Origin of the sequence: Hornefia butyriciproducens (genome assembly GCF_009695915.1) — a bacterium.
GTDB classification, from domain to species: Bacteria; Bacillota; Clostridia; order Peptostreptococcales; family Anaerovoracaceae; genus Aminicella; species Aminicella butyriciproducens.
This window is the reverse complement of record NZ_VUMZ01000004.1, coordinates 183,207-209,230: the sequence shown is the minus strand read 5'-3', so window position 1 is coordinate 209,230 and position 26,024 is coordinate 183,207. Positions and strand designations below refer to the sequence as shown.

At 53.8% G+C, this 26,024-nt stretch carries 21 protein-coding genes; 19 read left to right on the top strand and 2 right to left on the bottom strand.

Features of this window, described 5'->3' with window-relative positions:
* Nucleotides 1-70 precede the first annotated feature (70 nt).
* The 9 genes from FYJ64_RS05945 (at nucleotide 71) to FYJ64_RS05905 (ending at nucleotide 14,318) form a co-directional block, all read left to right on the top strand.
* Nucleotides 71-1,261: a DUF4430 domain-containing protein gene (locus tag FYJ64_RS05945; RefSeq protein ID WP_154574285.1), complete on the top strand. Its 1,191-nt coding sequence runs from the start codon at nucleotides 71-73 to the stop codon at nucleotides 1,259-1,261.
* 18 nt (nucleotides 1,262-1,279) lie between these two features.
* A complete protein-coding gene (locus tag FYJ64_RS05940; protein ID WP_154574284.1) occupies nucleotides 1,280-5,692 on the top strand; it encodes a chitobiase/beta-hexosaminidase C-terminal domain-containing protein in 4,413 nt (1,470 codons plus the stop codon).
* A 276-nt stretch (nucleotides 5,693-5,968) separates the two neighbouring features.
* Entirely contained in the window at nucleotides 5,969-6,583 is a 615-nt protein-coding gene (locus FYJ64_RS05935) for a pyridoxamine 5'-phosphate oxidase family protein (protein WP_328596992.1), read from the top strand.
* A 5-nt stretch (nucleotides 6,584-6,588) separates the two neighbouring features.
* Nucleotides 6,589-8,127 carry an ABC transporter permease/substrate-binding protein gene (locus tag FYJ64_RS05930; RefSeq protein WP_154574283.1) on the top strand — a complete coding sequence of 513 codons (1,539 nt, stop codon included), beginning with the start codon at nucleotides 6,589-6,591 and terminating at the stop codon, nucleotides 8,125-8,127.
* A 103-nt stretch (nucleotides 8,128-8,230) separates the two neighbouring features.
* Complete coding sequence (locus FYJ64_RS05925) at nucleotides 8,231-8,977, top strand: ATP-binding cassette domain-containing protein (RefSeq protein WP_154574282.1); 747 nt, start codon at nucleotides 8,231-8,233, stop codon at nucleotides 8,975-8,977.
* A gap of 552 nt (nucleotides 8,978-9,529) precedes the next feature.
* A complete protein-coding gene (locus FYJ64_RS05920) occupies nucleotides 9,530-11,740 on the top strand; it encodes a DUF7601 domain-containing protein (protein WP_154574281.1) in 2,211 nt (736 codons plus the stop codon).
* 128 nt (nucleotides 11,741-11,868) lie between these two features.
* The gene (locus FYJ64_RS05915) at nucleotides 11,869-12,762 is read left to right on the top strand and encodes a patatin-like phospholipase family protein (RefSeq protein ID WP_154574280.1); all 894 of its coding nucleotides are present in this window, start codon (nucleotides 11,869-11,871) and stop codon (nucleotides 12,760-12,762) included.
* Nucleotides 12,740-13,744: a class I SAM-dependent methyltransferase gene (locus FYJ64_RS05910; protein ID WP_235897124.1), complete on the top strand. Its 1,005-nt coding sequence runs from the start codon at nucleotides 12,740-12,742 to the stop codon at nucleotides 13,742-13,744. The genes FYJ64_RS05915 and FYJ64_RS05910 overlap by 23 nt, the downstream gene beginning before the upstream one ends.
* Nucleotides 13,728-14,318, top strand: a complete 591-nt coding sequence (locus FYJ64_RS05905) for a DUF3592 domain-containing protein (RefSeq protein ID WP_154574279.1) — start codon at nucleotides 13,728-13,730, stop codon at nucleotides 14,316-14,318. The genes FYJ64_RS05910 and FYJ64_RS05905 overlap by 17 nt, the downstream gene beginning before the upstream one ends.
* Before the next feature lie 121 nt (nucleotides 14,319-14,439).
* Here the strand turns inward: FYJ64_RS05905 and FYJ64_RS05900 are convergent, their stop codons facing one another.
* Complete coding sequence (locus tag FYJ64_RS05900; protein ID WP_154574278.1) at nucleotides 14,440-14,832, bottom strand: hypothetical protein; 393 nt, start codon at nucleotides 14,830-14,832, stop codon at nucleotides 14,440-14,442.
* Between the two features lie 95 nt (nucleotides 14,833-14,927).
* On the opposite strand from FYJ64_RS05900, the gene FYJ64_RS05895 reads away from it, so the two are divergent.
* The 3 genes from FYJ64_RS05895 (at nucleotide 14,928) to FYJ64_RS05885 (ending at nucleotide 18,337) form a co-directional block, all read left to right on the top strand.
* On the top strand, nucleotides 14,928-15,599 hold the full coding sequence (locus FYJ64_RS05895; RefSeq protein WP_206045555.1) for an MBL fold metallo-hydrolase: 672 nt from the start codon (nucleotides 14,928-14,930) through the stop codon (nucleotides 15,597-15,599).
* Nucleotides 15,600-15,747: 148 nt separating this feature from the next.
* The gene (gene feoB, locus FYJ64_RS05890; RefSeq protein WP_154574276.1) at nucleotides 15,748-18,120 is read left to right on the top strand and encodes a ferrous iron transport protein B; all 2,373 of its coding nucleotides are present in this window, start codon (nucleotides 15,748-15,750) and stop codon (nucleotides 18,118-18,120) included.
* A 34-nt stretch (nucleotides 18,121-18,154) separates the two neighbouring features.
* The gene (locus tag FYJ64_RS05885) at nucleotides 18,155-18,337 is read left to right on the top strand and encodes a FeoB-associated Cys-rich membrane protein (RefSeq protein ID WP_154574275.1); all 183 of its coding nucleotides are present in this window, start codon (nucleotides 18,155-18,157) and stop codon (nucleotides 18,335-18,337) included.
* Nucleotides 18,338-18,497: 160 nt separating this feature from the next.
* Here FYJ64_RS05885 and FYJ64_RS05880 read toward each other — a convergent pair whose 3' ends face one another.
* Nucleotides 18,498-19,484 carry a LysR family transcriptional regulator gene (locus tag FYJ64_RS05880; protein ID WP_154574274.1) on the bottom strand — a complete coding sequence of 329 codons (987 nt, stop codon included), beginning with the start codon at nucleotides 19,482-19,484 and terminating at the stop codon, nucleotides 18,498-18,500.
* A gap of 150 nt (nucleotides 19,485-19,634) precedes the next feature.
* Here FYJ64_RS05880 and pckA point away from each other — a divergent pair, with 150 nt between their 5' ends.
* From pckA to FYJ64_RS11745, 7 genes are all read left to right on the top strand, one after another.
* Nucleotides 19,635-21,239 (top strand): phosphoenolpyruvate carboxykinase (ATP), encoded by a 1,605-nt coding sequence (pckA, locus tag FYJ64_RS05875; RefSeq protein ID WP_465250619.1) that lies wholly within the window; start codon nucleotides 19,635-19,637, stop codon nucleotides 21,237-21,239.
* A 319-nt stretch (nucleotides 21,240-21,558) separates the two neighbouring features.
* A complete protein-coding gene (locus FYJ64_RS05870; protein ID WP_154574272.1) occupies nucleotides 21,559-22,209 on the top strand; it encodes an NUDIX hydrolase in 651 nt (216 codons plus the stop codon).
* 9 nt (nucleotides 22,210-22,218) lie between these two features.
* A complete protein-coding gene (locus FYJ64_RS05865; RefSeq protein WP_154574271.1) occupies nucleotides 22,219-22,845 on the top strand; it encodes a hypothetical protein in 627 nt (208 codons plus the stop codon).
* Nucleotides 22,842-23,936, top strand: coding sequence for a fibronectin type III domain-containing protein (locus FYJ64_RS05860; RefSeq protein WP_154574270.1), 1,095 nt, complete (start codon nucleotides 22,842-22,844; stop codon nucleotides 23,934-23,936). Before FYJ64_RS05865 ends, FYJ64_RS05860 begins: the two co-directional genes overlap by 4 nt.
* Before the next feature lie 103 nt (nucleotides 23,937-24,039).
* Nucleotides 24,040-24,444 carry a nucleoside-diphosphate kinase gene (gene ndk, locus FYJ64_RS05855; RefSeq protein WP_154574269.1) on the top strand — a complete coding sequence of 135 codons (405 nt, stop codon included), beginning with the start codon at nucleotides 24,040-24,042 and terminating at the stop codon, nucleotides 24,442-24,444.
* A gap of 76 nt (nucleotides 24,445-24,520) precedes the next feature.
* A complete protein-coding gene (locus FYJ64_RS05850; protein ID WP_235897122.1) occupies nucleotides 24,521-25,051 on the top strand; it encodes a methylated-DNA--[protein]-cysteine S-methyltransferase in 531 nt (176 codons plus the stop codon).
* Between the two features lie 11 nt (nucleotides 25,052-25,062).
* The gene (locus tag FYJ64_RS11745) at nucleotides 25,063-26,022 is read left to right on the top strand and encodes a rubredoxin (protein WP_154574267.1); all 960 of its coding nucleotides are present in this window, start codon (nucleotides 25,063-25,065) and stop codon (nucleotides 26,020-26,022) included.
* The last annotated feature ends 2 nt before the right edge of the window (nucleotides 26,023-26,024 follow it).

The window sequence follows — 26,024 nt, the reverse complement described above, 5'->3', positions numbered from 1 at the left end:
CGTTTGGGCGGTGCGCCGCTGAAAAGAAAAGGGGAAGAACGGAAATAAACAGACAAAGGAACCCTGGGTGATGGAAAGAAAGAGAAAACGAAAATACGGATTTTTCGTTCTAGGGCTGGCTGCAGTGATGATCATTGCGGCCGGCCTGGTTTTGCATGCGCAGAAGCCTTACGTTCCGTCGGATAAAACAGATCGGACAGAGCTGAGCCGGTCCCAGGTATATCTGAACGGAAAGGGATATGTCATCGACAGCCAACAGGCGAAGGCTCACGATAAGACTGAAAAGGCCAGAGCAAAGAAGCTTGCGGAGGAACAGCAGAAAAGGCAGGACGAGCAGAAGAAAACTCAGGAGGATGATTCTGTTCCGGTAAAGGACGTAAAGAACACGAATCGTGAACCGGGGGACAGCGGAACGCCCGGCGGAAAGACAGAGGATCCGGACGCGCCTGAGACGGATGATCCGGAGGATGTCAGAAACAGAGAAAGAGACAGCGAGGCGGAAAAAAATTTAACGGAGGATGAGAAGGCAGAACTGCCATCGATTACCACCAGTCTCATCAGCGGTGATGAGATTAACGGAAAATCCGGGAAATTCTGGGTTACGGCGACTGACAGCAAGGGCAGAAATATTCCCGTCTACTCGGTGGGAGACGGGATCTTCACCGTGACCTGCAACGGCGTGACGATCCGCAGTACCGGCGCCGCCGGAACAAGGACATATTTCCGGCCGGTGCTTCAGGACGGGAAGAATACATTTAAAATCACCGCCGTTGACCGAAACGGGAAGAAACGTACCGTGACCAGATGGATTACCTGTGACACAGGCAAGAAAGCGGAAGCGACGGGAACAGTCACAGTGACCGTAAGCGCGTCTGTGATCGGCCTCGGCACGCTGATGTCCCGGAAAGTCGATATCACTGACGGCGAGTCAGTGGAGGAGCTTCTGAAAACAGCGCTCGACGAGGGCGGATACAACTATGTGATTTCCCGCGGATATCTGGCGGCGATCGGAAAACCCGGAATAGCGAACGGATGGAAGATTTCCGAAGCTGCGAGAGCGAAGCTCAGAGAGGAACGGGCGACCGAAAAGGATCCGGACAAGCAGAGTAAGGACCGGATTCGGGAAAAGGACTTTTACAGCACATCCGGATGGATGTACAGTGTGAACGGCGAAAGACCGGGCGTGGGAATCGGTTCCTGCGTTCCGGAGGACGGCGATGAAATCCGGGTATTCTTCGCACTTTCACAGAATGTATACTGATTATCAGCAGGAGGGAAGATGATGAGAGAGAATAACGTGCCGTGCGGCACTCGTCCGGGCAGAAGGACTCTGACGATTCTGCTGCTGGCCGTCTGCCTGAGCGGAATCGCCTGGCTGGCGGCCCCGCAGATTGCATGGGCTGCGGCACACGATGTGGAATGGGGACGGTTCCAGAACAGTGCGGAAAACAACGGCGTGGTAACCGACCGGAATCTGCCGGCCGGCTACAGCGAAACTTCACTGAAGTGGGGACGTCAGATGGTTCAGGGGTATACCACGTCGTTCACGCCGCCGCTGATTATCGACGGCTGTCTGTACACCGCGTCGAGTCAGAATGTATATAAACTCAGCAAGAAGACAGGAGAGACGGTCGCAGTCAGCGACGAACTGCTGCTGAATGTCGGTTACGCGATGAATCCGATCACCTATGACGAAGAGCATAATCAGCTTTACGTCCCGATTCTGAACGGACGGATCGCCTGCCTCAGTGCCGAGGATCTTTCCATTAAATGGACCAGCAGGGAATACAAGTATACGCAGACGCTGAGCCCCATCACATACAGGGACGGTCTGGTGTATACGGGAATCTGGGAGACGGAAACAGATGACGGCGTATATTACGCCCTCGACTGGGAAACCGGGAAGACGGTATGGGAGTTCAGACCGTCCGAAACCGTTCATCAGAAGAGCGGAGATACGCCCCGCGGATTCTACTGGGCCGGCGCCTATGCGTCAGAAAAAGCCCTGATCTTCGGCTCCGACGACGGGCAGAATAATACTTTTGCCGACACCGGTTCCTCTGCGTATACGAAAACCGCGATTCTCTATTCTGCGGATCTGAGAACCGGGGACATTATTGATAAAATTACGGAGATCCGCGGAGATATCCGCAGCACCATCGTTCATCACGACGGGTGGCTGTATTTTACGACAAAGGGAGGCTGGCTTTGCAAGGTAAAGCTGAATGACGACGGAACTTTCGATCACGATTCTTTCTCCAAATATACGATGCCGTTCAATGGAATGATGACCGCATCGCCGGTGGTCTACGGCGGCCGGATCTATGTGGGCGTGGCAGGCGCCGGCGGCCAGTTCAGCGCAGATGGCGGTCATTTGTTCGCTGTGCTCCGGAACGATGAAATGCTTTCTGAAGCGGAAGGCGCAGGCTCTCTTCTGTACACGGCTGCAGTTCCGGGCTACCCGCAGGCGGCGCCGCTGCTGAAGGTGGAGAAGGGGAACAGGAACAAAGTGCGGCTCTACTTCACGTTTAACGCGTTCCCGGGCGGAATCTATTATCTGGAGGATGATCTGAGTGTTTCCTCCTATGACGACAGCAGCCGCCCGTCCGCAAAGCTTCTGTTCCGGCCTGAGCTTGAGATGCAGCAGTACTGCATCAGTCCTTTGTGCTGTGACAGAGACGGGACAATTTACATCAAGAACGACAGCGGCTATCTCATGGCGATTTCCACGAACAAAGCATGGCTGAAGGATATCAGTGTGAAGGTGAAGGATGACGAGGTGAAATGGAGCACTGCGTTTGAGTCCGGTCTGCTGAAATACGTACTGCGTGCGCCGGCGAAAACATCAGAGGTCAGCGTGACGCTTGATATGCCCGAAGGTGTCAGTGCGACAGTGAACGATAAGCCGTACACTGCCGGAGGCCGGATGCCGGTATCTGTTGATCCGGAGGGGGACCGCATTCTCGTGACAGCGTCGAAAACGGAGAACGGCATCGCCTATAAGCGGACATACAGTCTCACTGTCTCCTCGGCGTCGGACGACGCAAATCTGTCAGGACTGGTGATTAACACATCGAATACATCGCCGGGCGTTGAGACTATTACGAGCAGCTCCGCCGCCGGACAGGAGGGCGTGGGATATGATCCCGCCTTCGACGCGGGAGTCGCAGATTATGTGAGCAGAACGTATAATGAGGAAAAGACCTTCCTGAATCTGTGGATCCGCAAGTCGGATCAGGATGCGAAGGTGAAGGTATATCCGGTCGAGAATGCAGGAAACAGCACCTCGAAAGGTCTCAGTGAGGACGGCACAATAACAGCGTTCACGGCGGCCAACGGCAATATAAGATACCCGGTGTACTGGGTGAAGAATAAATCCTCTGCGACGGTAAAGGTGATCGTGACTTCGGCGGGAGGAAATGTGACGAAGTCGTATAACGTTACTCTGGTTCGCGGTAAGGAGCATCTTGAGGTCGGCGAAGAACCGCTGATTCTGCATCCCGGGATTGTCACTCTGTATTCCGCGGGAAATCAGCGGTCAAAGGCGCTGACCGCGATGTGGCAGGGTCGGGATGTGACAGAGGACTGCACGTGGGAAAGCACGGATCCCGGCGTAGCGTCGGTGGATTCCCGCGGAAATGTATCCGCAGGCAGCGCCGGCACAGCGGAAATCTGGGCGAGGTATTCCGACGGTACGGTCAGCAAGAGAGCGCACACGCATATCATTGTGGAGGAGCCGCAGGCGGAAAAGCCGATGTCCGATACAGAGAGCGGCACTTACTTTGTGAAGAAGAACATCGTACTGTCCACAGCGTCCTCCGGCGCGAAGGTTCATTATGAATATAACCGGGACGGATCGGATGTCTCCGCCGTTGCCAGGCCGAAGAGCAGCAGCGCGGCCTTCGACAGACCGATTACGCTGGGCGAAAACGGCAGAAAAATCAGTTACCGGATTCGTGCGATTTCCGCAGGCTCCGGTTACAGGAACAGCGGTACAGTCGATTTCAGTTACACGATTGACCTGCGTCAGGCGGTAGACAGGATTGAAATCACAGGGCTGGGCAGGACGGAAGCCGGGACGGGAACAGTTTCCTCCGGGACGAAGGATGTGAAGATTCGTAAAGTTACATGGAACGGAAACAGGGTTACAGTGGAGGCTGAGCTTGACAGTGCCGCACGGGAGACAAAGCGATTTGCCGGAACGGTAATTGCCGATTTGGGGAATCAGAACTATGCGGCGGGTACGCTGAACGAGGACGGCAGTATTACGGTTCAGAAGACCTTTGCGGAGGGTACGGAAATCACCGCCGTTGAAATCGCCGGAATTGCGCGTCCGGCGTTCGGAGAACTGCTAACGACATCCGCCGTTTCCCTTTCGGACGGCGTCTCTGCCGGAACAGTGGTCTGGAAAAGCGGAGATACCGTAGTCGACACTCCGTCAGGAGAAGGTGCCTGTACGGCGTCAGTGGAACTGAAGCTTAAGGAAGGATATACCTTCAGCGACAGCTGCCCGGTGCGGTTCCTGATTGACGGAAAATACACGGAGGGCAAAATCACCGTCGGCGATGACGGCAGCTTCGCGGTCTGCTGTCTGACGCCGGCGGCACAGATCGCGGACGGATCCGTGGAAGGAATCACGCTGGAGAAGTCCGAACTGACCGGTCTTGCCAGCGGCATTTCCGAGTCGTCGCTCCGGACGCGGCTGCGGAGCGTGGGCGCCTCCGTAAGGCTGAACAGCGGCAGGACACTCCGGTGCGGCGTCAGCTGGGATACGAAGGAGCTGATGTATGATCCGGACGTCGTTTCTGAACAGGAATTCATTGTGAACGGAAAGGTGGAACTTCCATCCGGCGTGGAGACGGCGGGGGTCAGTCTGAACGTGCAGATCCGTGTTCGCGTAGAGGCAGGATCGGTTCAGGATGTAGCGGTTTCTCCGGTTCCGGGAACGTACGGGGAGGATAAGACGATCAGTCTTTCGACGGGAACAAAAGGCGCTTCCATCATTTATACGACCAGTGAAAATAATGATACGACCGTCTATGATAAACCTTTCCTCATTTCTGTGGATAAGGGACGGAAGAAAACCGTGACGGTCAAGGCGTATGCTGTCAAAAATAATGTCAGGAGCGCGACAAAGTCCTTTGTCTTTACAATCGACAAAACCGTGCCCGGACGTGTGACGGGCGTCGCTGCGGATGTGAGCGCCTCAAAGAAAAAGATCGTTCTGTCGTGGAAGGCGGTCAGCGGCGCCGACAGCTGCCGGATTGCCTGGAGGAGGGCCGGCAGCAGCAAATGGAGCAGTCGGGATGTGAGCGGAAATAGCCTGACCCTGAAAGGCCTTTCCAAGTACGGTCTGTATGAAATCAGGTGCGCGGCGAAAAACCGCGCCGGAACAGGGGCATACAGCAGCGTCTACTGCTTTGTCGGAAAGACATCCCTGAAGATTCAGGCGGGCAAGAAGAAAATGACACTCCGGATGAAGAAGACCGGGAAAGCCTCCGGCTTCCGCATCCTGTACTCCGCCTCGAAAAGCATGAGCAGGAGCAAAAAGAAGACGACCGGAAAGGAGAAATACACAGTTAAAGGCCTCAAGCCGAAAAAATATTATTACGTAAAGACATCCCCGTACAGAAAGTACAAGGGAAAAACCTATATCGGCGAAGAGACCTTCAAGAAGGTCAGAATAAAGTAAGACGATGCCCCCGCCGCGGCGCAGAACCAAAATTCTCGCCGCGGCAAAGAGTCGCGATGTCAGCTGTGCCGCGGAAACGAAATTCTCGCCGCAACAGCCGGGCGGATTCGCTGTTGCAGAGCGGATCCGCCTTTTGTTTGCGCCCGGTCTTGGGCGTTGCAATCGGATGCGCAGGGGATCAGGCAAAAACTTGTAATAAAAATATTGACAACAATTATGAAATGATGTATATTACAGGTATAAAACGAATCGCCGAGCAGAAGGGAGCATAGTGACATGAGCGAAATGAATGCACGGAATTGCCTTGAGGTTTTACGGAAAATAAAGGATGTGGCGTTTGCCACCGTTGACGAAGTCGGAAAACCACAGGTGCGGATCATTGATGTGATGCTGGTGGAGGGAGAACGCCTGTATTTCTGCACCAGTCGAGGAAAGGATTTTTATCAGCAGCTGGAGCGGGATGGGAACGTGGCGGTAACTGCACTTACTCCTGAATTTCAGATGGTGAGACTGAACGGCCGGGCGCGCAGACTGGCAAATCAGAAAGAGTGGATCGACCGTATCTTTGAGGAAAATCCGTCGATGAACGATGTCTATCCCGGCGAGAGCCGTTATGTCCTGGAGCCTTTTGTGATTGACTGCGGAAATGTGGAATTTTTCGATCTGGGCGTTACTCCCATCAGCCGGGAGAGCTTTCCGGTAGGAGGCGGTGAGGTTTCGGAAAAAGGATTTGTGATTTCCGACGCCTGTATCGGCTGCGGCAAATGTCTCCGCGGATGTCCACAGCAATGTATTGAAGAAGGCACGCCGTTCCGGATCATGCAGGAGCACTGTCTTCACTGCGGGCGGTGCTTTGAGGAATGCCCGGTGCAGGCGATTCTGAGGCGGTGAGGGAAATGCTTAAAGAAATAGGGAGTCTGCTGACCGGGAAATGGGATTTTTTCGGCTCGCTGCTTCTGGAACACATTGAAATTTCCACGGCGGCGATTCTGATCGCAATCGTGTTCGGCGGACTGACCGGAATTCTCATCAGCGAATACCGCCGTACCGCAAAACCGACGCTGTCCATCGTCAATTTCCTGTATACGATTCCGTCGATTTCTATGCTGGGGTTTCTAATCCCCTTTTCCGGCATCGGAAATGTCACCGCCGTAATCGCTCTTACGATTTATGCGCTGCTTCCAATGGTGAGGAACACATACACGGGCATGACCAATGTAGATCCCGCGATTCTGGAGGCTGCAAAAGGAATGGGAAGCACGGAGCTGCAGAGGATAATCCGGATTCAGCTGCCGCTGGCGATGCCGGTGATCATGGCGGGTATCCGGAATATGGTGACCATGACTATCGCGCTTGCCGGTATCGCGTCATTCATCGGCGCGGGCGGCCTGGGCGTTGCGATCTACCGCGGTATCACCACCAACAACGCGGCGATGACGATAAGCGGGAGCTTTCTGATCGCGGTGCTGGCGCTGGTCGTAGACTTTGTACTCGGCTTTGTGGAAAAACGGGCGGGTCTCCGGGGCAGAAGAGCAAGGCGGCAGAACCGTTTCATGGCGGTCGCTGCGGGAATCCTGGCCGTATGCGTAATCTGCGCAGTTGTGGCGCCGGGGCACAAAGACAGGGTCATCCATGTTGCGACAAAGCCTATGACGGAGCAGTATATTCTTGGGGAAATGCTGAAGGCAATGATTCAGCAGGACACGGATCTGAAGGTGGAACTGACGCAGGGAGTCGGCGGCGGAACGTCGAACATCGAGCCCGCTATGGAGAAGGGCGAGTTCGATCTTTATCCGGAATATACCGGTACCGGCTGGAATATGGTGCTGAAGAGGGACGGGCTGTATTCGGAAAAGGAGTTTGACACGCTGCGGAATGACTACGAGAAAAATCTGAATTTGACGTGGGTCGGCATGTACGGCTTCAACGATACTTTCGGGATTGCGGTTCGCGGAGAGATTGCGGAAAAATACGGGTTGGAATCCTGCTCCAATCTGAAACGGGTCGCGTCTCAGCTGGTTTTCGGTGCGGAATACGACTTTTTTCAGCGAAAAGATGGGTACGATATGCTTTGTAAAACCTACGGCCTGAAGTTCAGGAAAACCCGGGACATGGATATGGGGCTCAAATACCAGGCCATCAGCAACGGCAAAGTGGATATCATGCCGATTAACACCACAGACGGACAGCTGGCGAAGGCGGACGTGACCGTGCTCAGGGACGATCTGCATATGTATCCTTCCTACCGGTGCGGTAACGTGGTGCAGATGGAGACGCTGGAGAAGCATCCGGAGCTCCGCGCGGTGCTGCGTAAATTTAACGGCATTATCACAAATGAAGATATGCAGAAAATGAACTATCAGGTAGAAACTCAGAAAAAAGAGCCTGCGGCGGTGGCAAAAGCTTTTCTGAAAAAGAAGGGCCTGCTCCGGTAAAGACAGCGCAGTTGGAAAGGCCGGTGCTGCGCTGACGAGACCGACGGCGGAATGACAAAGCAGCGTGACACGCGATCGCGGCGATAGATGAAAGAGGTGCGATATGAGTACAGCAGTAGAATTCAGGCATCTCCGCAAGGTTTACGGAGATACAGTGGTGATTCCGGATTTCAGCCTGTGCATTGAAAAAGGCGAATTTGTAACCATCATCGGATCCTCCGGATGCGGCAAGACAACGGTTCTGAAAATGATTAACGGATTGTATGAGCCAAGCGGCGGAGATGTCTTTGTGAACGGAAAAAACATCCGTGATCTGGATCTGATCGCGCTCCGGAGAAGTATCGGTTACTCTATACAGGGAAGCGTACTTTTTCCGCATATGACGGTGGAACAGAATATCGCATATGTGCCGAATCTCTGGAATCGCAGAGATAGGGAAAAGACCAGGCGGGCGGTGGATAAATGGATGGACATTGTCGGGCTGGACGCCGGTCTGAAGGAACGCTACCCGGCGGAGCTGTCCGGCGGTCAGCAGCAGCGGGTTGGCATTGCCAGAGCGCTGGCGGCGTCTCCGGAAATCCTTCTGATGGACGAACCCTTCGGTGCGGTGGATGCGATTACGCGAGGACAGCTTCAGAAGGAACTGAAACAGATCTATGAGAAGACAGGAATCACAGTTTTCTTTGTCACACACGACATCGACGAGGCGCTCCGGCTTGGCACCCGGATCTTGGTTATGGATCGCGGCGAGATCCAACAATACGGTACGCCTGATGAAGTTCTTCGCTCTCCGAAGACCGATTACGTGAAGATGTTGGTTGCCCGTTACAGAGACGAACCGCCGACATGAGCGCGATGCGGCGGGCCGGTACCCCTGACCGCTGTCTAACTCTCCGCTAATATGCATTGGACGTACTGAGCGTTGACAGATGCGCTCCGATCGAATTAAGACAAAAAGGAACAAATGTTATCGTATCACGTCAATTGAAACAATAACACTGCATCAGTCGAGATAAAACGCCGTAACAGCCGAGGAAAAATGCCGTAACAGCCGAGGAAAAACCCCCGTACCAGTCGAGAGAAAAAACTATTGAAATGATGGGAAATTTATGGTAGAATGACATAATTAGATTTGTTCTAAAGTGTGCAATTAATTTATGGTTAGTGCCTGTCTGCTAAACCTCTGTGCGCCTCGCGAACATTGCGAACCTCGCGGATTTCGCGGAACTCGATGCGTCTCGCGGAATGCGATGGGCGTCGTGGAGCGGCGACAGACACAGCCGGAAATTCGTGCTTCGGATGACGGAATACGCTCGGACGTAAGACAGAGCGGGTGAATCCCGCGGCGAAGCATGTGTCAGTCAGTGTGTAAAAGTGTGTAAGAAAAGGGAGAATATCAATAATGACGAAAGCCGGAAAATCACTGTGGCGGCTGTTTTGTGTAGCCTTAATTGTTCTCGCGCTTGCAGCGCCTTGTTTTGCAGCCGATACTGCAACCAGTCAGAAAATCAATTATGATGAGGATACGACGATTCATTGGCTGCCCAATCCGAATGATTCCAGTGAACGCATCATCCTCTACTGCATGAACAATAAACTGCATTGGCCGCATACGACGCCGTCCGTCCCGGATGTTCCGGAGTATGTGGAGGGATATCTGACCGAGAAGGATTTTGATTCTGCGGAGGAATATCGGGAATGCATACAGCAGCTGGAAGCCATTCTGTACGCCGGATATCCCTATAACGGGCTGCATCTTTATGAGATCGTCAGTAAGGGACATCAGATTACGGAGGCCGAATTCAATGAGCTTCTGAAGGCGCCGGATGTGATCCGTTCAGATTTTCCGGATAGCATCGGCGGCGTGCAGTTCACCTATGCGGACTACAAGGAAAACAATCGAGAGAACCTGGCGCGTGTCAAGCAGTTTATGCAGGAGGTGGGGGCACTCTATCCGAACGGTACGACTGCTTCCGGGTTGACTTATAATCAACTCATGGCTACTCCGTTTGTCAAAGCAATGTACAGTATATCAGTCTCGGACATCAGCCAGACTCCATTGCAGGTGTATTCCGCATGGTATGCGGAGGGCTACTTTGTCACGGAAGAGCAGGCCTATGAGGCCACAAAACTTGCCGTATGGAATCTTTTGTACAAATACAATGTAGCTGATAACAATCTCAGCGATGATAAGATATCGGATAATCAGTTGGCGAAGACTCTCGTGACGGAGTCCTCCTCGGCGCGCCTGCTGCAGGAAAAGCCTTCCTCCGACAAGGTCAGTGTGACGGGGGACGCGGTATTTTCCTACAATCCGCAGGACGGGAAATGGCATACCGGAACTCTGACGGTTAATGAACCGGCGACCTACCGGGGAACGTACACCCTCGACTTGCCGGACGGCGTCACCGTTGAGAACAGCAGCTCCGGAAATACGGTAACGGCCGATACGAGTTTTTCGCTTGTGTCGGATAAGGAGATTACAGGAACAAAGGAAATTTCGCTGAAATCAGACGGCCTCGTGTGGATCGACGAACTGTATCAGTACTCACCCGCCCAGGATGTGATCGCCTCAGACGGGAAACGATTCCAGCATATGGTGGGTGCGGATATCCGGAGGGCGTCTGTCAGCACTGATTTCACAGTGAAAACCGAGGAGGGAAGCCTTTCCGTCAGCAAGAAGGTGGAGGGCGAGGACAACCCGAACGGAGAGTTCCGGTTCACTGTGGAGCTTCTGAATCAGAAGATTTCCGGCGAATACGGAGATCTGACGTTCAAGGTCGATGACAATTCAGGAAACTCTACTGCCAGCTTCGCGCTTAAGAGTGGAGAGAGCAAGACGGCGCTGCATCTTCCTGCAGGAACAAAGTATAAGGTTACTGAGGCGGAGAATGAAAAGTATACGAGCAGCGCGAAAAACGCAGAAGGAACCATCACGGCCGGACAGAAATCAGAGGTGGAATTCACCAATACCAGGAAAGACCATGACCTCACAGTCAGTAAGGTTTTGTCAGAGCCGGGAGACCAGAAGGATCGCGAATTTACCTTTGTGATCACACTGAAGAACTCGGACGGAGCTCCGGTGACGGGAACCTTCAATTATGAAGGCGAAACTGTTTCCGGACAGGATGAGGGCGTGACTGCGCCGAAGAACGGCAGCCTGGAGTTCCGGGACGGCAGCGCGGAGATCACACTTTCCCACGGACAGGCGATTCGGCTGAAGGATCTGCCCACAGGAAGCCTGTATACCGTGGAGGAAAAGGAAAGCGAGGGCTATACGCCAAGCTACAACGGCAGTAAAGAAGCAGCTTCGGGCACGCTGAGCAAAGACGCGGAGGTCGGCGTTGTGAACAGCGCGGAAAACGACCCGGACAAAGAAGAGGGAAAGGACGATCCGGGCAAAGCAGAAGGAAAGGATGACCCGGGCAAGAACGAGAGCGGCTCGGAGAATGGCGGCAAGACAGCGAAAAAGACTTCGCAGAAGTCGGAATCGTCCAATCCCGACACCGGAGACGCCTCCGGTCTGGCTCTTTGGATCGTTGTACTAGCGGGAGCCGGTGCGGGCGCGGCAGTGCTGATAAGGAGAAAACTTTCCTGCCCGACAGATATGTAACCGTCCGAAAGACATGCCCAGACCCTCGGACGACCGCCCGAAAGACTTATCCGTGCAGAACTCTGCGATCTGTGTTATACTGATGACAGTACGATGATTTTCAGCAGAGGCAGGTTCGGAGGTAAGCTTTGAAGACAGGAATTGTTCTTGAAGGAGGCGCCATGCGCGGAATGTTTACGGCTGGCGTACTGGACATTTTCATAGAGAACAAAGTACAGTTCGACGGCGCCATCGGAGTTTCCGCAGGCGCCGTTTTCGGCTGCAATCTGAAATCGCTGCAGCCGGGGCGGGTTATCCGCTATAACAAAAGATTCTGTGGGAACTGGCGGTACTGCAGTCTGAAGTCCTGGAGAAAAACGGGCGATCTTTACGGGGCGGATTTCTGCTACAACCAGCTTCCGTACAGGCTGGATCCCTTTGATATCCAGACATACCGGGAAAATCCGATGCGTTTTTATGTAGTGGCTACGGATGCGGAGACGGGGAAGCCGGTTTACCGTGAACTGGAACGGGGCGACGGAACGGATATGGAGTGGTTCCGCGCATCTGCGAGCATGCCGGTTCTGTCAAGACCCGTTATGATAGAGGGACGGGGCTATCTGGATGGCGGATGCTCGGACTCCATTCCCATAAAATTCTTTGAATCCATCGGCTATCAGAAAAACGTGGTGCTGCTGACCCAGCCGCCCGGCTACAGAAAAAAGAAAAGTCCGTTTCTCCCTGCGGTCAGATTGATGCTTCGCCGGTATCCTGCTCTGGGACGTGATCTGACGGAGCGTGCGGAAGTCTATAATGCGGTTCTCGATAATCTGGAGCAGAGAGAAAAAGCCGGAGATCCCGGGCTCCTGCTGATCCGGCCGTCCGATGAACTCAACATCGGAAAAATGGAAAAGGACCCGGAGGAGCTGGAAAGAGTTTATCAGATCGGAAGGGAGACCGGGACGCGGGTTCTGGAAAGAGTTGTGGAGTTCTGCGGCGGCACCGGAGGCGATGGTGGTAATGATGAAAGTAAACGGCGATAACCGTGATAACCGCAAAACCTGCGACAAAATAATCTGCGAAGAGGAAAGATATATAAAGGAAGCGAAGACGCTTGCGGAGCATCTGTGCGTACCGTTGGAATGGAGGTCGCCGGAGCACAACCAAACCACGGAGAACTTCCGGACGCCGGGACATGATCGCTCGGAAGAATGCGGGACGCCGGAGCGGCATCGGCCAGCTGAAAACGGAGGCATGGTGCTCCGCTTCGGGCGGCAGGGTCTGTGTCTCGAAGTGGGAGGTCAGTCGCTTCGCGGTGATTTTACAAAGCTTCTGCCGCGGCTGAGGCCGTCTGCCCTGAGACGGGAGACTCTGGTGCGAGCCGCCCGGTTTCGGCGAACATGCGGACGCTATGAAACGTGCAATGAGACAGGAGACTTAGATGTGTCTGCGCCCGGGAAACCGGCAGAGGGAGACTGCGGGCGCAGCATGTTCCCGCAATTGACAGCGGTGGATGCGACAGCGGGACTGGGAGAGGATTCCCTTCTGCTGGCGGCGATGGGCTTCCATGTTCAGCTCTGTGAATACAATCCTGTGATTGCGGCGCTGCTTCGGGACGCTCTCCGCAGGGCGGCGGAGATTCCGGAGCTTGAGGAGATTGCCGGGAGAATGCGACTTATCGAGGGAGACAGCCGTACCCTTTTGCGGGAGCTGGTGGAGCCGCCGGATCTGATTCTGCTGGATCCGATGTTCCCGGAGCGCAGGAAAAATTCTTTGTCAAAAAAGAAGCTTCAGCTCCTGCAGCGGCTGGAACAGCCCTGTGAGGATGAATCGGGTCTGCTCCGGGCAGCACTGGACGCCGGACCCCGCAAGATCGTCATCAAACGGCCGGTCAGAGGAGATTTTCTGGCGGGCTGCAGGCCGGGATATTCAATTACCGGGAAACTCATCCGTTATGACTGTTTGGTGCTCCCGGAGCACGAAAGAATGAACAGAGGAGAATGCAATCATGTCGAACACGAATAAGAAACAGCAGCGCCGTCGGGATTCCCAGAGGATTGCCAGAGACAATATGGCGAAAAAGCGCGGCGAGGATCCGGTGAAGGCCAGAAAGAAAAGAGCCAGAGCAAAGGATGGCGGACCCGGACTCAGCCTCAGTACGTTCCTTGCCATCATGATTATTCTGTTCGTGACTGTACGTGCTACAGCGTCGACCGGCCCCCTGCTGGCCGCGACCACAGACCGGCTGACGAAAACTCCGGCGGTGGTTACGGAAATCACTGACGGCGGGTTCCTGTCCAGCAAGAAGGTCTACCCGGTTTTTCAGTATAAAGTGAAGGGGAAAACCTATACCCACAAGTCTCTGCTGGCGACCGGCACCAGCGGAATCAGAGAATACAAAAAAGGAGACCATGAAACGGTCTACTTCGATAAGAGCAAGCCGTCCCAGGCCTTCAGTAAAATGGAAATCACCAATAAGTTTAAGAGTATAAGCGGATATGTAGGGATCGTCATTATCGTTCTGATTATCCTGATGCTGATCAGCTTCGGAAACCGGCTGTCACGTCGGGGGCAAGAGGTTTTGCGAACCCGTAAATGATGTCGGCGTATTAAGTCTCCGCCGGACTTGATGTGCACCGACGGTAGCTGTTCGGCCGCGTCCCCCTCCGTGTATACGTATCGGTCTCCGGAGTTCTCCGGTGCCAGGTTACGCCCTGCAGTTATTTTGTCGTCACGTAGTTCAGTCTGTAGCCGAGAGGGTCGATGCTTCCGTGAAGCGCCGTCTCCAAATCGCCGCTGGAAATTTCATCGGGAATGACGAAGCTGGCTTCCCCCTTTACATGAGATGCCGTGATCTTTGAGGCACTGGGAACGGCCTGCCGAATGGCGTCCTTAATGTGGCTTTCGCACATGCCGCATTGCATTCCGTCAATCGAGAGAGCAATGCGGCTGCCGGATCGGATTAGCCGGTTCACGGGTTTCGCCGCGGGCGCAGCCTTCTTCTTTGGATCCCGGAAAAAACTGATTAAGACGCGAACGCCCACGACGAACACGAGAGCGATGATGATGAGTACGACGATATCGGTCGCATTGACTGGAACATTAAACTTCATTTAAAACCTCCCAATTCAATATGTTTTTCCGTCTGATTCAATACCCGCAGCACAGCACACTGAAACAGAATAAAATCGAAAGGAACAGAAACATCATGAAAATAACGCATATTTATCACAGTGGTTTCTGCATCGAATTAGAGCAGACGATTCTGATCTTTGACTGGTATACGGGGATACTGCCGGAACTGCCTGAGGAGAAACAGGTTGTTGTTTTTGTTTCCCACGGCCACGGAGATCATTTCGGTGACTGCATCTGGTCGCTGAAGAAGCGGTTTCGGAAACTGATTTATGTGATTGACAGCACGGCGGCCGTGCCGCCGGGAACCCGGAATGTGAAAACGGTGGAACCGGGCGGAACGTATAACATTGCTGATCTTACCGTTCAGACGCTTCGCTCTACCGATCAGGGCTCCGCTTTTCTGGTTGAGGCAGAGGGGCACAAAATATTCCATGCAGGGGATCTGAATGTCTGGTACTGGTATGATGAGCCGGAGAAGGAGAATCTCGCCTCAGAGGCAAACTGCCGAAGGGAGTACGAAAAACTGGAAGGGCAGCCGATCGATGTCGCATTTCTTCCGTTGGATCCCCGTCTGCGGGAGCATGCTCCGAGGGGAATCGCCCTGTTCATGGAATGTGCGGGAGCGCGGGAGCTTTTTCCGATGCATTACTGGGACAGAAAGGTGGAGGCGGAAACGTACCTGAAGGATCCTCGGCTCGTGCCCTTTGCGGATCGGATACATTTCGAGGATTTCTTTGTTATATGAAAAATGAAGTTTTCCGTGCGTTGAAGGTTCCTTTGCGGCAGAAAGTTTTCTCGTGCGCTGAAGATTACTTTGTGATATGATGTTAGATATATCAAACTCTGTGGTATGATATCAGCGGAAACAACGTAAAAAGGGAGACGGACAGCATATGGCAACACTACGTGATTTAGAAATAGGAAAGACTGCGACTATCGTTTCGGTGGGAGGCGACGGCGCGCTGCGGCAGCATTTCCTGGATATGGGGCTGATTCCGGGCGAGCAGGTTTCCCTCGTGAAGTTCGCACCCATGGGGGATCCGATGGAGCTGATGGTTCACGGATATGAGCTGACACTCAGGCTCGCGGATGCGGAAAACATAGGGGTGACGGATGTCCGGGCGACTTCGGATCGGGATTATCAGGATGATGAGGCGGAAAGAGCCGGTGCACACCTGATGGAAAGTTTTCATCCCGGAATCGGAGAAGGGCCCGTGAAAAGCGACAGACCGGATGACGGCGATCCCGGCGAAGGGAAACTGACCTTCGCTCTGATCGGAAATCAGAACTGCGGCAAGACAACGCTATTCAACCAGCTCACCGGATCGAACCAGCATGTGGGGAACTTTCCGGGCGTTACAGTGGACCGTAAGAGCGGCAGCATCAAGGGGCATCCGGAAACAGAGGTTGTGGATCTTCCGGGGATATATTCGCTGTCTCCCTACACGAGCGAGGAAATCGTTTCCCGCCAGTACATTCTCGAGGAAAAGCCGTCGGCGATCATCAACATCATCGACGCGACGAACATAGAGCGGAATCTGTATCTGACCATGCAGGTGCTGGAACTGGGCATACCGGTTGTGCTGGCGCTGAATATGATGGATGAGATGCGGGGGAACGGAGGGTCGATCCGGATTAATGAGATGGAAGAGATTCTGCAGATCCCGGTAGTTCCTATTTCCGCAATTAAGGGTGAGGGAATTCAGGAACTGATTACTCATGCGATTCATATCGCCCGTTATCACGAAGTGCCGGGGCGGGCGGATTTTTGTGACAAAAACGATCACAACGGCGCCGTGCACAGAACGATTCATGCGACAATGAGGCTGATCGAGGATCACGCGGAACGGGCGGAAATTCCGGTTCGGTTCGCGGCGAGCAAGCTCATCGAAGGAGATCATCTAGTCGAGGAGGCGCTGAAGCTGACGCAGAACGAGAAGGATACGATGGGGCATATCGTCCGGCAGCTGGAGGAGGAGCGCGGGTTGGATCGCGCCGCGGCGATGGCGGACATGAGGTTTCTCTTTATACGCAGACTCTGTGCGGAGACAGTGATCAAGCCTAAGGAAAGTCGTGAACACGCCCGCAGTCGGAAAATTGACAGGGTTCTTACCGGAAAATGGACGGCCATTCCACTGTTTGTGCTGATTATGGCTGGTGTGTTCTATCTGACATTCAGTGTTGTTGGACTGTTTCTGCAGAATCTTCTGGCATCCGGAATTGGTGCGCTGACGCAGGCGGTAGACCATGGATTGACTGCTGCCGGCGTGTCTGCTCCGGTGCATTCGCTGATTATCGATGCTATCTTTAACGGCGTGGGAACCGTACTGAGCTTTGTGCCGATTATCGTGGTGCTGTTCTTTTTCCTCTCGATGCTAGAGGACAGCGGGTATATGGCTCGTGTTGCCTTTGTGATGGATAAGCTGCTGCGAAAGATCGGTCTCTCCGGACGAAGCATCGTTCCGCTGCTCATCGGCTTCGGATGTACCGTTCCGGCGGTCATGTCAACCCGGACGCTGCCTTCCACAAGGGATCGCCGCATGACCACGGTGATGATTCCGTTCATGAGCTGTTCTGCGAAGGTTCCGATCTATGCGTTCTTCAGTGCGGCGTTCTTCCCCCGTCAGGCGGGACTGGTCATGGTCTGTCTGTACGCTCTGGGAATCGCGATGGCGATACTGGTGGCCTTCTTCTCCAAAAACATGATGTTCCGTGGAGAAGCGGTGCCGTTCGTCATGGAACTCCCGAATTATCGACTGCCCGGCCTGAAAAACGTACTGCGGCTGATGTGGGACAAGGCGCGGGATTTCCTTCAGAGGGCATTCACGGTGATATTTGTGGGAACAATTATAGTCTGGTTCCTGCAGACCTTTGATTTCGGGCTTAATATGGTCTCTGATTCTCAGGACAGCATGCTGGCGGCAGTCGCCGGACTGATCGCGCCGGTGTTCCGTCCTCTCGGTCTGGGCGACTGGAGAATTGTGACATCCGTGATTTCCGGATTCATGGCCAAGGAGAGCATCGTATCCATGATTTCCATTCTGTTTGGCAGCGTCGCGAAACTGACCGCATCGATTTCCACACTGTCAGCGGTGACTTTCCTGGTGTTCTGTCTCCTCTATACGCCGTGCATTGCGGCAATCGCCTCTATTAAGAGGGAGCAGGGATGGAAGTACGCGACAGGAACCGTTGTGTTCCAATGCGTCGTTGCATGGATTCTGGCATTTTTGGTGCATCTTGTCGGCACGGCGCTCGGGCTCGGATAAATGAACCGTATCGACCAGACAAGGGGGTGACAGTATGGCAACCGGAATTGTAATCGTTATCGTTGCGGCAGCAGCTGCTGCGGCGTTATACAGCATTTATAAACAGAAAAAAGCCGGGAAAAGCATCAGCTGCGGCGGCGACTGCAGTCATTGCGCCTTAGCGGAGCTGGAGAACTGCGGCCACAAAGGGAACGGGCAGCCCGCAGAGCGGGAATGATGCCCTCCGCGCCGGCCGGCTTTTCAACGCGCCATCGGACTTCGCTGCGCGACCGGTTTCGTGCTGAAGAGTCAGATTCCGCGGCAGCAGTCGAATGCCGCGCCGGTCAACTCTTTACCGCACTATCGGACGACGTCGTCTGTCCGAGTGCGGTTTTTTTTTATTCCGCGGCCTCTCCGGGCGCGGCTTTTTTTGTTTCTGCTGAATTTCCCGGCGATGCGATAAATTCCATAAAGACCTGCATCGCCTTGCTCACATAACGACCCCGCTTCCAGTATAGATAGATGTTACGAGTCACAAAGCGGCTGGCGAGCTTGTAATACACCAGTTTCGGGTTCGGCGGAACGCTGGACAGCAGACGCTCTCCGGAAAAGGTGATTCCCAACCCTGAACTGGCGATGTTGTAGGCGGTCAGCTGCTGATCCAGTTCCAGAACGACGTGGGGGTGGAAGCTCTGTTCTTGGCAGATCTGGTAACTGCGCTTCCCGGTGTCGTTTTCCGGATGGAGCAGGATGAACGGGCAGTTCGTGAAGTGATACAATGGCACTGCCGGCGTCCGGCTTTCCCGAAAAGAACCACTGCGGATTTCGGAGAGAGGAATCTGAAATTCCCCCAGCGTCCTGTTTGCGGAAAAGCCTTCGGGCACGACCAGAAGAAGCCGCTCGTTTCCCACCTGCCTGCGGTCGAAGACCTCCAGGTCCAGTTCTTTGTTGTCCATCACGAAATCGATGACTGCATCCTGCAGCATCCGCGTGAGTTCCACGGATCGCGCTTCTGTCAGCGTGATATTCAGATCCGGGTATTCCCGTGAAAAATCAGAAATCATTGGCGGCAGCACCCAGGATGAAAAGAAGTTGCTTCCCCCGAAATTAAGCGTTCCTGTCTTCAGTCCTTCCAGATCGTTTATATACGATTCAAAACCGTTCTCGATAGCCATGATCTCCTCTGCACAGCGGATGTACCGCGCGCCGCATTCCGTCACCTCCAGAGGCTTTGTGCTCCGGTCGAACAAAGGACAGCCCACCTTCTCTTCAATGCGCCGGATATTGGCGCTCAGAGATGGCTGCGAGATGTGAAGCGCCGCGGCGGCTCTGGAAAAACTCCGTTCTTTGTACACGCTGTACACGTAATGCATTCCTCTGAACATGCTGATGCTCCTCTTTTCCTAAAGTATAATTATGGAGTTATATAAAATATAAATACATAAGTATTTGATTATAGTTTACTATGCTCCTATAATGAAATCAAGAAGAAATCCGAAACTCGATGACATACGAAAGGATGGAGAGAAATGGAGATGTGCAGTCTTGAACGTATTGGAATGAAACCCGGCCGGGTGTATCGCAACCTGTATCCGGCAGCGCTGGTGGAGAAGGCGCTGAGCCGCGGCGAGGGACATCTTGCGGACACGGGAGCCCTGGTGGTGGAGACCGGGAAATATACAGGAAGATCGCCTCATGACAAATATATCGTCGATTCAGAGGGCGTGCATGACCTTATTCACTGGGGAGAGGTCAACCGCCCCATCGACAGAGAGACCTTCCGTGCCATAAAAAACGAAATGATCCGGTACATGGACGGTCGGGAGGTATTTCTGTTCGACGGCTTCGCGGGAGCGGATCCGGAGCATCGCAGGAAATTCAGAATCATCAATGAGAAGGCGTGGCAGAATCTGTTTATCCGGAATCTGCTCATCCGTCCGGAGGACGAAGAACTGGAGCAGTTCGGTGAACCGGACTTTACGATTCTCGCAGTACCGGGGTACAAATGTGACCCGGAACGTTTCGGGATACATTCGGAGGCGGCGATCATCATCGATTATGAAGCTCATTTTGTAATCATCGCGGGAACGCAGTATGCCGGCGAGATAAAAAAATCCGTGTTTTCAGTAATGAATTTCGTGCTCCCGACGGAGGATCAGGTGCTCCCGATGCACTGCTCCGCCAATATGGATCCGGAGACCGGAGAAACGGCGGTGTTCTTCGGACTGTCGGGCACTGGTAAAACCACCCTGTCGGCGGATCCGGCAAGAAAGCTGATCGGCGATGACGAGCACGGCTGGTCGGATACCGGAGTGTTCAATATTGAGGGAGGCTGTTACGCTAAGTGCATCGACCTGAAGGAGGATGAGCAGCCGGAGATTTATCACGCAGTGAAATTCGGCGCGGTTGCGGAAAACGTGGTGATGGATCCGAAAACCGGGGAGATGGATTTTGGAGACCGGTCGCTGACGGAGAACACCCGTGTCGGATATCCGGTGGATTTCATCTCTAATTCGCAGAAACCGGGACGCGGAGGCGTGCCAAAGGCTGTGGTTTTCCTGACAGCGGATGCGTTCGGAGTGTTGCCTCCGATTTCACGACTGTCCGGCAACGCGGCGATGTATCAGTTCATTACCGGATTTACCGCAAAGCTGGCGGGAACGGAGCGCGGCGTCAGAGAGCCTCAGCCCACCTTTTCCACACTTTTCGGCGAACCGTTCATGCCGTTGCGCGCGGAGGTGTATGCGCGGATGCTGGGAGAGCGGCTTGAAAAATACGGTACCCGCGTCTATCTGGTCAATACCGGGTGGAGCGGAGGCCCTTACGGAGAGGGAGCCCGCATCCGTCTGAAATATACGAGAGCCATGATCTCGGCGGCATTGAACGGAGAACTGGATAATGTGAAGTTTGTTCATAACCGTCAGTTCAATCTGGATGTTCCCGTCAGCTGCCCCGGCGTTCCGGCGGAAATCCTGGATCCGCGGGCGACATGGAAGGATCGCGATGCTTACGACCTGCAGGCGAACCAGCTGGCAGCGCTGTTTGAGAAAAATTTTGCAGAGAAATACCCGGACATTGATCCGGAAATCGCTGATGCGGGTCCGCGTCAGTTGGTGGAGCCGGCCGGAGTCGCAGTGTAGCCGCAGAATAAAACTCCTGAAAACCTTGCGGCAGGCCATCGAATATGCTCGTTTCATTATTGATGTCTCGCGCATATTCGACGGCTGAGTACACATTAATAAATGAAGGAAACCGCGGTAGCGTCCGCGGTTTTTCTGTAGGATGCGCCGTGTATGCTGCGGGATCGCCGGGCCGGATGTCCGGTCGGGCACACCGGTGCGGTATGATGTATCGGAATGTCGAATGTGCGGTTTGATGTATCGGAACATCGGAAAGATTGACATTCTCAGTTTTACCGATATAATGAAATCAGGATTTCTTTGAGAGGAGTGGCAAAGTATGGCAATCCGAAAAGATAACGTGAAGACCGTCGCGGACACCAGATTCGTCAGAGTTTTCGACCTTCAGTACGAGGAAGGTGCACATTACTACGATGCCTCGCGCAGGGAACTGGAAAACATCGCAGCGATCAAATCGGAAAATGATTTTAATTCCATGCTGCCGGATGCGGTCAGCGGATTTCTGGTAATCAAGACGCCGGACAGCGAACCCCGGCTGCTGTTGGATTATGAATATCGTTATCCTACGGGGCAGTATATGCTGAGCATTCCTGCAGGTCTGGTGGACGAGAGCGACAAAGAATCGGATCAGCCTTTGTTCACGGCGATGAAACGGGAAATCTATGAGGAAACCGGAATTATGCTGAAGGTCACGGACGACATCCGCATGGTCAATCCGCTGGTATTCAACAGCCCCGGATTTACCGATGAGTGTACGGCACTGATCGCCATGACGGCTCATCTGGATGACCTTTCTGAACTGAATCAGAAAGGCGCCGTGGGAAGTGAGAAATTCGCGGGATTCCTTCTGGCCACCCGGGAAGAGGTGCTTTGCCTGCTCCGGGAAGGAAAGGATCCTCACGGTCACCGGTATCCGATGGTGACCTGGTGCGCCATGATGTATTTTGTTTCCGATCTGTGGAAAGCGTGAGGGGAACAAATGAGTCGCAATGAATTGGAACGGCGGGGAGAAAATCTGTTTTTTTCGCAGCGGCACGGTGCGCCCTGGGAATCACTTCCTTACTGGGAGGGAGCGGTTGACTACAACGGCTGTGGACTGGTGGCGATGACCATGTGCATTGATATTCTCACCGGCCGGGAGCTGACGCCGGAGGATGTGTATCGTATGCGGGATTCTGCGGGAATCGATCAGCGGCGGGTCTGCGACAGGGAGGCCACAAGCATCTGCGGCGGTGACGCCCAGCTCAGATTTAACGAGATGAACCGGCGGCTGTTCGGTATAGAGGCCAGGCCCCTTGAACGGAGCACGGAGGCTTTCCGCACGGCGCTGTCTGGGGAGAATACAGTAATCTGGGCGTCTTCACGGCAAACCGGTTTTTATGATATCCGCGGGAACAAAAGAAAGGTCCATAACGGGCATGTGCTGTGTTTCTGGAAATATGACCGGGGCGTTTTCTACGCGAAGGACCCGGGGCTGACAAAGGAGCTCGGAAACAATGTTCCATATGACACGGAGCGTCTGCGCCGGTGGCTGGATGCCTGGGACTACCAGCAGTTTGAAATCGGGCTTCCCCGGGATAAGGGAAGGGAGAAGGAGAGTATATGAAAACGATGATGAAAAGAATGACGCCGGTGGCGGCGGCTTTGTGCCTGATACTCTTGGTTTTGTTTGTACCGCGGCAGTGCAGTGCCGCGTCCTTTACAAAAAGCGCGCCTAAGGGTGTGATGGCGACGGCGGTGAACACAAGGATCGCCGTGTCATGGGAGAAGGTGTCCGGCGCGAAGGGATATATTGTCTATGAGAAGGCCGGAAACGGCAAACTGACCCGGGTCGCAAAGGTGACATCCTGTAAAGTGATCCGGAAGAATATGACCAGAGGCGTGACCTACGGCTACGCGGTCAGAGCGTGGACAAAGAAGGGAAATTCCTACCTCAAGACAAAGAAAAGCGCTGTGCGTTATACGACAGTGGCTTCCGCGGGCGTTTCCACGGTGAAGAACTTCCTGCGCACTGCGCTGGCGCCGATGGGGAGTACGATGTACGTCTGGGGCGGCGGATGGAACAAAGCCGACAACGGAGCAGGCACTCCTGCGCGCACCGTCGGAACGTCTCCCAGGTGGAGAGCCTTTGCGGCGACGAAAACAAAGTACTACAATTATAATAATTACCGATATCAGATTAACAGCGGGCTGGACTGCTCCGGATATGTGGGGTGGCTCATGTACAATACCCTGCATACTGTGAACGGAAGCAAGGGCTTTGTGAAAGGCGCCGACAAGCAGGGAAAATGGTTCGCCGACCTCGGCTACGGGAGCTGGACCAAAGCCAGAAAGGTGAAGAAGCATCAGGCCGGGGACATCATGAGCGGACCGGAGCATATCTGGATTTCTCTGGGCGAATGCAAGGACGGAAGCACCGTCGTGCTGCACAGCTCTCCGGCAGGCGTTAAACTCAGCGGAACCTACAGCAGGGCAGGCGTGAAAAACAGTCAGGCTGCAAAACTTGCCAGAAAGTACATGAAGAAATATTATCCTTCCTGGTACAGCCGTTTCCCGTCGACGACCCTGACCTACGGTTCCTCATATAACAGGGACTACGGCCGCTTCCGCTGGAGCAGTAAGAAACTTGCGGATCCGGAGAAATACCGCAGCATGAGCGCCGACAAGGTGCTGGCAGATCTGTTTGGAGAGAGGTAGCAGGCACGGCGGCAGCCGCGGACGCAGCGACGCTGCCTCTGCGGAAACCGCGAAGAACCGCAAACGCAGTAACGGCGGCAGCCGTGGAGAAAGGACAACAATAATGGCAACAGAACGCACATATATTATGCTTAAGCCGGACTGCATCCGACGCGGACTTGCGGGAGAGGTGATCGCCCGCATCGAGAGAAAGGGTTATCGCCTCGCTGACGCGAAAATGATGACGCTGGACGAGCCGATCCTGCGGGAGCATTACGCGCATCTGAAGGATGAACCCTTCTTCCCGGACATCGTGGAATACATGACGTCGGGGCCGGTGCTGGCGATGATCGTAGAAGGAGAAAACGCAATCCGGGGAATGCGCATCCTGATGGGGGCCACCCGTTTCGAAGATGCAGAGGCCGGGACGATCCGCGGTGATTTCGCCGCGTCGACAAGATACAACCTGATTCACGGATCAGATTCCCCGGAGTCTGCGGAAGCGGAGATCCGGCGTTTCTTCGGATAGGTGCATCCGCAGTCCGGAACTGCAATGAATCGGTTTCTGAGTAATATCTGTAAGGGGGTTGGAGATGAGCTGCTGCATGAAATACGATTCGCCGCTGGGAACCATGACGATGTATTCGGAGGACGGAGAGAAACTCTATGCCCTCTGGTTCGACCGGCAGAAATACGACAGAAGTCTGATGGATGAAGCGGAGCAGCCTGCAGAGCGGAAACTGCCGGTTTTTCTGAGGATAAAGGAATGGCTGGATCTGTATTTCGAGGGAAAGGATCCGGGATTTCTGCCGCCGCTGGAGCTCACTGGTTCGGATTTTCGCAGAATGGTTTCCCGTGAAATGCTGAAGATTCCATTTGGACAGACAACGACATATGGACGGATTGCAGAGACTGTCGCGGAGAAGACCGGAAAGGACCGGGTTTCGGCTCAGGCGGTCGGTGGTGCGGTCGGCCATAACCCGCTGACGATCATCGTGCCCTGCCATCGGGTTGTCGGAAAAAACGGGAGCCTTACGGGTTACGCCGGCGGCATAGACAAGAAGATAAAACTGCTTCAGAACGAGGGCGTAGACCTCGCGGACAGAGGACTCTTTGTTCCGGAAAATCTACGGTAAGGAGAAATATTATGCAGATTAAACCAGTAAAGCTTTTTGAGAACGGCTATATGCTGCAGCCTCTTCCTTTTGGGGGAGAAGAAGGGATGGAGAAGTTTGATCCTGCGATCCGGTACAGATCCAGTCTGCAGAATTATGTAATCGATACCGGTGACGAGGTTATCCTGGTAGATACCGGCCTGCCGAAGGAATTTCCGGAGCAGGTTCCGGATGAAAAGACGATTCTCTTCATGGGGAACAAGATCACAGATTATGTGTCGGCTCTGGCAGAGGCAGGATACCAGCCGGAGCAGATTTCTAAGATCCTGGTCACTCATAAACATGCGGATCATACCGGTGAATTGAGAAGCTTTCCTAATGCGACCATCTATTGCAGCAAGGAAGATCTGGATTCTGACGAAATGAAGCCGTACAAAAATACTGTTGCAGCGACCTTTGAGGATGGACCCTATCATAATTTCCCGCGTTCGCAGAAGATTGCGGAAGGGATCCGATACATCCCTGCGCCGGGTCATACAAAGGGAAACAGCATCGTCATTGTGGAAGACGGGGGTCTCTTCTACATGATTCATGGAGATATTACATATACTGATGAGGCTTTGTATGAAAACAAACTGTCCACGATCTTTGAGGATTTGGATGCGGCAAGAACATCGCTGGACATGGTAAGAGAATTCATCAGAAACAATCCTACTGTCTATGTTTCCACGCATACGCCACTGGGTTATGAGAATCTGGAGGCAAAGAGGGTATGCGATCTGGATAATCCACCGGAGAGCATTCCTCCGAAAGAGGCCATTGTGAAGGAATCCACCGGGAAATATGTCTGCACGGTCTGCGGATATGTATATGATCCGGAAATCGGTGATCCCGATCACGGAATTCCGGCAGGAACAAAGTTTGAAGAACTGCCGGAGAACTGGAACTGTCCGAGATGCGGGCAGGCGAAGGACAAGTTTACGAAAGCATAGGA

Excerpts from the sequence above, each read along its gene's own strand:
- FYJ64_RS05945 (WP_154574285.1), top strand. The coding sequence starts at position 71 with ATGGAAAGAAAGAGAAAACGAAAATACGGATTTTTCGTTCTAGGGCTG.
- FYJ64_RS05940 (WP_154574284.1), top strand. The coding sequence starts at position 1,280 with ATGATGAGAGAGAATAACGTGCCGTGCGGCACTCGTCCGGGCAGAAGG.
- FYJ64_RS05935 (WP_328596992.1), top strand. The coding sequence starts at position 5,969 with ATGAGCGAAATGAATGCACGGAATTGCCTTGAGGTTTTACGGAAAATA.
- FYJ64_RS05930 (WP_154574283.1), top strand. The coding sequence starts at position 6,589 with ATGCTTAAAGAAATAGGGAGTCTGCTGACCGGGAAATGGGATTTTTTC.
- FYJ64_RS05925 (WP_154574282.1), top strand. The coding sequence starts at position 8,231 with ATGAGTACAGCAGTAGAATTCAGGCATCTCCGCAAGGTTTACGGAGAT.
- FYJ64_RS05920 (WP_154574281.1), top strand. The coding sequence starts at position 9,530 with ATGACGAAAGCCGGAAAATCACTGTGGCGGCTGTTTTGTGTAGCCTTA.
- FYJ64_RS05910 (WP_235897124.1), top strand. The coding sequence starts at position 12,740 with ATGATGAAAGTAAACGGCGATAACCGTGATAACCGCAAAACCTGCGAC.
- FYJ64_RS05905 (WP_154574279.1), top strand. The coding sequence starts at position 13,728 with ATGTCGAACACGAATAAGAAACAGCAGCGCCGTCGGGATTCCCAGAGG.
- FYJ64_RS05900 (WP_154574278.1), bottom strand. The coding sequence starts at position 14,832 with ATGAAGTTTAATGTTCCAGTCAATGCGACCGATATCGTCGTACTCATC.
- FYJ64_RS05895 (WP_206045555.1), top strand. The coding sequence starts at position 14,928 with ATGAAAATAACGCATATTTATCACAGTGGTTTCTGCATCGAATTAGAG.
- feoB (WP_154574276.1), top strand. The coding sequence starts at position 15,748 with ATGGCAACACTACGTGATTTAGAAATAGGAAAGACTGCGACTATCGTT.
- FYJ64_RS05885 (WP_154574275.1), top strand. The coding sequence starts at position 18,155 with ATGGCAACCGGAATTGTAATCGTTATCGTTGCGGCAGCAGCTGCTGCG.
- FYJ64_RS05880 (WP_154574274.1), bottom strand. The coding sequence starts at position 19,484 with ATGTTCAGAGGAATGCATTACGTGTACAGCGTGTACAAAGAACGGAGT.
- pckA (WP_465250619.1), top strand. The coding sequence starts at position 19,635 with ATGTGCAGTCTTGAACGTATTGGAATGAAACCCGGCCGGGTGTATCGC.
- FYJ64_RS05870 (WP_154574272.1), top strand. The coding sequence starts at position 21,559 with ATGGCAATCCGAAAAGATAACGTGAAGACCGTCGCGGACACCAGATTC.
- FYJ64_RS05865 (WP_154574271.1), top strand. The coding sequence starts at position 22,219 with ATGAGTCGCAATGAATTGGAACGGCGGGGAGAAAATCTGTTTTTTTCG.
- FYJ64_RS05860 (WP_154574270.1), top strand. The coding sequence starts at position 22,842 with ATGAAAACGATGATGAAAAGAATGACGCCGGTGGCGGCGGCTTTGTGC.
- ndk (WP_154574269.1), top strand. The coding sequence starts at position 24,040 with ATGGCAACAGAACGCACATATATTATGCTTAAGCCGGACTGCATCCGA.
- FYJ64_RS05850 (WP_235897122.1), top strand. The coding sequence starts at position 24,521 with ATGAAATACGATTCGCCGCTGGGAACCATGACGATGTATTCGGAGGAC.
- FYJ64_RS11745 (WP_154574267.1), top strand. The coding sequence starts at position 25,063 with ATGCAGATTAAACCAGTAAAGCTTTTTGAGAACGGCTATATGCTGCAG.